Raw genomic sequence first — 5,307 nt, 5'->3', positions numbered from 1 at the left:
CCCGGCCGTCGCCGAACACCAAGCCGCCGATACGATCGCCGTTGTCCGCGGCCAGCCAAGCGACGACGGCGGCGGCGCGCGCGGCCGCCACCCACTTGAAGGCCCGGCGGCTGCCGAAACGCATGGCCGGGCCCCCGTCCAGCAGGCAGAACAGCGTATGTTCACGCTCCTCCCGGAAAACCTTGGTATGCAGGCGACCGGTCCGGGCGCTAACACGCCAGTCGAGAGTTCGGTAGTCGTCTCCCCGCTGGTAGGCGCGCACGTCCTCGAAGTCCAGGCCACGACCGCGGAACAGGGAACGGTAGAGTCCAGGAAACAGTCCATTGACGAGATTCGGCCCGCCGAGCGCCAAGCGCTCCGCCTCGGTCCGCAGCAGCATCATCTCGGCCAGGTCGATGTCGACCCCCTGCCCGGCCATGCTACGGCACGGCCACCGTGGCGAGCAGGCGGTCCGCCACCTGATCGGTGGTCACGCCGTCGGCCTCCGCCTCGTAGGTCAGCAGAATGCGATGGCGCAGCACGTCGCCGGCCAGGATACGGATGTCGTCCGGCGAAACGTAGTCGCGCCCGTCCAGCCAAGCATGGGCGCGCGCCGCCAGATCGAGGGCGATGGTGGCGCGCGGGCTGGCGCCGTAGAGAATCCAGTGCCGCAGGTCGGAATCGTAGGGCGCCGGGTCGCGTGACGCGGTGACCAAACGGACGATGTAGCCTTCCAGTTCGGGCGCCATGTGGAGGTCGAGAACCTGACGCCGGCCCTCGAATACCGCGGCCTGCGAAACCACCGGTCCTTTGATGTCGGCTACCGTCATCCCTTCCTTCATATGCTGGCGCACCAGACGCAGGATATCGCGCTCGGCCTCCGGCGAGGGATAATCGACCCGTGCCTGCAACAGAAAGCGGTCGCGCTGAGCTTCGGGCAAGGCGTAGGTGCCTTCCTGCTCGATGGGATTCTGGGTCGCCATCACCAGATAGAGGCGCGGCAGCCGGTAGGTGGTGCGCCCGACCGTGACTTGGCGCTCGGCCATGGCCTCCAGCAGCGCCGACTGCACCTTGGCGGGGGCGCGGTTGATTTCGTCGGCCAGCACGAAGTTATGGAAAAGCGGACCTTCCTGGAAACGGAAGGTCCCCTGGCCCGGCAGAAAGACCTCGGTGCCGATCAGGTCGGCGGGCAGCAGGTCGGGGGTGAACTGGATGCGATGGAAGTCGCCTTCCAAACCACCGGCCAATGCCTTGACGGCGCTGGTCTTGGCGAGGCCAGGCACCCCTTCGACCAGCAGGTGCCCATCGGCCAGCAACGCCACCAGCAACCGGATGACCAAGGCATCCTGGCCCAGAATGCAGCGGTTCACGTGGTCCCGCAGCGCCTTGATGTCATCGAACGCGGACATGGCCAACCTTCGGCAACGGCTGAAATTCCGACCCTACTTTCCTCCATGCCCCGCGCCCACGCAAGACCAAAGGCCGAACAGAAACTTTGGTGCCAGACTTGAAACCGATATGCCGGGCCAGGCATTCAACCTGAGGTAGGGAGCGCGGCGTCGGTCATTCTGATATTGTCTTCGCGGATGGAACGGGAAACGGGGCGATGGCGGCAGGCGAAGGCAGACAGGTCGCTGGGCGGGTATCGGCCGTTCTTCTGGCGGGAATCCTGGCGTTGGCGGCCACGCTGATCCTGGCCAAGGCCTTTCCCGGCCGCACGTGGACGAACCACACCCTGCACGGTGCCCTGGATGGCATCGGGGCCTTCGCCACCCTGATGGCTGCCGTCCTGGTGCTGGCCCAGGAACATCGGAACAGGCCGGCCGGCCGGCTTGCCTGGCTTGCGGCGGGGTTGCTCGCCATGGGAATTTTGGGGGTTCTCCATGCCGTGCTGTCGGCAGGATACATCTCGATTTCACTGCATGCCTTGTCGTTGCTTATCGGCGGCCTGCTTTTCTCCCTGGTCCGGCTGCCCGAAAGGCTCCAGCCGACCGGAGGCACCGGTCAACTGGTTCTCGCCGTGGCATTGGGCACGGTCGGCGTCGGCTTGGTGGCGGGCTTGACACCACAATCTCCCCTGTCGCCTTCAGGAGAGGAATCCTACCATATCCTCAAGCAGGCCCTGGCCTTCACCGGAGCCGCGGGATTTTTCTCCAGCGCCCTATGGCTTGTCCGCGCTTCCCCGCCCGGCAAGGGCGCCGCGATGTTCGCGCTCTATGCCTATCTCAAGGGCGTGACGGTTCTCATGCTGCCCATCGGAGACCGTTGGGAAGCGGCTTGGTGGCTGGCCCACGGCCTGGAAGTGGTGTCCATCCTGATCCTCCTCGGGCATCTGGTGCTGGCCTACCGCGACGCCGAACGGCAGATCCGCGCCATCATGGGCGAGTTGGCCGGCCATGTGGAAAGTCGTACCCAGGCTCTGCAGGCCGAGGTCGAGCAGCGCCGCTTGGCCGAACGGGCCCTGCTGGCCAGCGAACGGCGCCTGCGCGACATGGCGGAGGCGACCTCCGACTGGTTGTGGGAGATGGGGCCGGACCTGACTTTCACCTATGTTTCGGACAGTGTCCGCCATGTGTTGGGCGTCGAGCCCTCCTTCCTGGTGGGCAAGACCCGTTCCCAGGTCCTCGCCCCCACGACGTCAGACCCGCTCCGCCTGCAGGCCTTCCTCTCGGACCTGTCGGCACACCGGCCGTTCCGCGACAAGGAATTCCGCTTTGCCCACCCGGATGGCCGAGCCCGGCTGGTACGGCTCAGCGGGCGGCCGATCTTCGATTCCCAAGGAACCTTCAGCGGGTACCGCGGCACCGGCACCGACGTCACGGAAATGGCGGCGCACGAGGCTGCACTTCATGAAGAGCAACGCCTCCGCCACGTCATCGTCGAGGCGACCATCGATTCGGTGGTCATGGTGACGCCGGACGGCGCCTGCCTAGCGGCCAACTCGGCGGCGGCACGCCGGCTGGGAGTCACGGCAGCCGATATGGTCGGCAGGAACCTCTTCGACTTCTTTCCGCCGGACGTCGCCGAAGTCCGCCGCCAACATTACGACGAGGTGGCAAGAACCAGGCGTTCGACGACTTTCGTCGACCAGCGGGCCCACCGGTGGTACGAGACCACGATTCACCCGGTATTCGGCGATTCCGGAGAGGTCGCCTCCACCGTGACATTCGCCCGCGACATCACCGACCAGAAGCGGGCCGCCGAACGCATCGAGCAGTTGGCGGCCTTTCCGGAACAGAACCCCAGCCCGGTCATGCGGGTCGACCGGGATGGCCTGCTTCTTTATGCCAACCGGACGAGTTCCCTGCTGATCGACGACTGGAACTGCGCGGTCGGTACCCACGTACCCGAGCCGATCCGGATGATCTGCCAGGAATCCCTGCAAACCGGCATCCGACAGGAACATGAAGTCTCCGTTGGCCAAGTCGTCTTCGCCCTGCTGTTCATTCCTTTCCCCGATTCCGGATACGTCAATATTTACGGCCGGGACATCACCCGCTTCCGGCTGGCCGAGGCGGCACTCGGCCAGAGCGAGGCACGCGCAGAAGAAGCCTGGCGACGGTTGCGCGACGCCCTGGAAAGCATCTCGGAATCTTTCGCCATGTACGATGCGCAGGACCGGCTGGTGCTGTTCAACGCCCGCTTCTGGGCCATGTGGAGCGGGCTGGCGGAACGGCTGGCGCCGGGAATGTCCTTCACGGGCTTGCTGGCCGCCGCCGCCGAAAAAGGACTCGTCAGCCAAGCCGGCGGGCTGCGCGAAGACTGGATAAGGGAGGTGGAGCAGGCCCATCGGGAGGGTGGGAGGGCGGTGGAAATCCAATTCGCCAACGGAAACTGGTGGCTGCTCAACGACCGCCGTACCGATGACGGCGGCATCGTCAGCATCGGCACCGACATCACCGCCTTGAAACGGCGCGAGGAGGACCTGCGGCGCAGCGAGGAGTCCCTCGCCGCCTCCCAGCACACGGCCCACCTCGGAAGCTGGGAATGGAATCTGGCCGACGGGACCCTCATCTGGTCCGACGAAACCTACCGCATCTTCGGGCGCAACCCGCGGGATTTCCACGCCACTTACGTCTCGTTCCTGGAAACGATCCATCCCGACGACCGCTCCCGCCTGATCGAGGCGGTCAACCGGGCCCTCGACGAGGGAGTTCCTTTCGGAATCGACCTGCGCATCCTTCTGCCCGACGGCGACGGCCGCATCGTCCATACACAAGGCCGCGTCATCGCCGGACCGGACGGCCAGCCGGAGGGCATGAACGGCATCGTCCAGGACATCACGGAACGCAAGCGCCGCGAGGCCGAATTCCTGCAAGTACAGAAGATGGAGGCCATCGGCCAATTGACCGGCGGCATCGCGCACGACTTCAACAACATCCTCACGGTCATCCGCGGCAACGTCGAACTGGTGCACGAGCGCCTGCTGGGCCCGGACAATGCCATGTTCAGGGAAATCCTCGACGACGCCCTGTCGGCTGCCGACCAGGGGGCGCACCTGACGGGCGGCCTGCTGGCCTTCGCGCGGCGCGAGACGGCCCATGCCGAACCGGTCGATGTCAACATGGTCTCCACCCGCATGGTTGGCCTCCTCGGCCGCACCTTGCACAGCTTCATCGACATCCAGACCGACCTCGCCCCAGGGCTGCCGCTGGCTTTCTGCGACCGGCGCCTGCTGGAAACCGCCATCCTGAACCTCGCCCTGAACGCCCGCGATGCCATGCCGGAAGGCGGCAACCTGATCCTGACCACCCGCCTTCTCGAAGAGCCCACGGACGGACTGCCGGACGGCCCCTATGTCACCCTGTCGATCCACGACACAGGACTTGGCATCCCGAAGGAAATCCGCGAGCGTATTTTCGAGCCTCTGTTCACCACCAAGAAGGAAGGCAAGGGAACCGGCCTGGGCTTGCGCATGGTCGACTTGTTCGTCCGCCAGTCGGGAGGCAAGGTGCTGCTGGAAAGCGAACCCGGCCACGGGACCACCTTCACCTTGATTCTGCCGACCACGGAGGCCTCCGAGCAGGCCGAAGCCGAATCCCTCGCCCCGGCCGGCCAAGTCCTGCGGCTGGACGGCTTGGCGCTGGTCACCGACGACGATGCGGCGGTCCGCCGCTATTCCCGCCGCTGCCTCGAAGAAATCGGCTTTTCCGTGCTGGAGGCGGGAAATGCGGAAGAGGCCCTAGAGGTTCTGGGCAGGACGCCGGAAATCCGCCTCCTGGTCAGCGACATCCTGATGCCGGGCAACGGGACCGGAATCGACCTCGCCCGCACCGCATCCCTCCTGCATCCCGATTTGCGGATCGTGTTGGCATCGGGCTCGGTCAA

The 5,307-nt window shown here is 65.7% G+C and carries 3 protein-coding genes; 1 reads left to right on the top strand and 2 read right to left on the bottom strand.

Annotated features, from left to right (window positions below):
• The coding region (locus H7841_17645; GenBank protein ID MEO5338685.1) for a DUF58 domain-containing protein at positions 1–418 on the bottom strand (418 nt) is incomplete at its 3' end.
• 1 nt (position 419) lies between these two features.
• Complete coding sequence (locus H7841_17640; protein ID MEO5338684.1) at positions 420–1,388, bottom strand: MoxR family ATPase; 969 nt, start codon at positions 1,386–1,388, stop codon at positions 420–422.
• 197 nt (positions 1,389–1,585) lie between these two features.
• Here H7841_17640 and H7841_17635 point away from each other — a divergent pair.
• Positions 1,586–5,307: PAS domain S-box protein (locus H7841_17635; GenBank protein ID MEO5338683.1), on the top strand; the 3,722-nt coding region annotated here is incomplete at its 3' end.

This window comes from Magnetospirillum sp. WYHS-4, from assembly GCA_039908345.1.
Classification (GTDB): Bacteria; Pseudomonadota; Alphaproteobacteria; order Rhodospirillales; family GLO-3; genus JAMOBD01.
The sequence above is the reverse complement of the archived record's forward strand: the minus strand, read 5'-3'. Positions and strand labels throughout refer to the sequence as shown.

Coding starts and splice junctions, on each gene's coding strand:
- H7841_17640 (MEO5338684.1), bottom strand. CDS start 1,388: ATGTCCGCGTTCGATGACATCAAGGCGCTGCGGGACCACGTGAACCGC.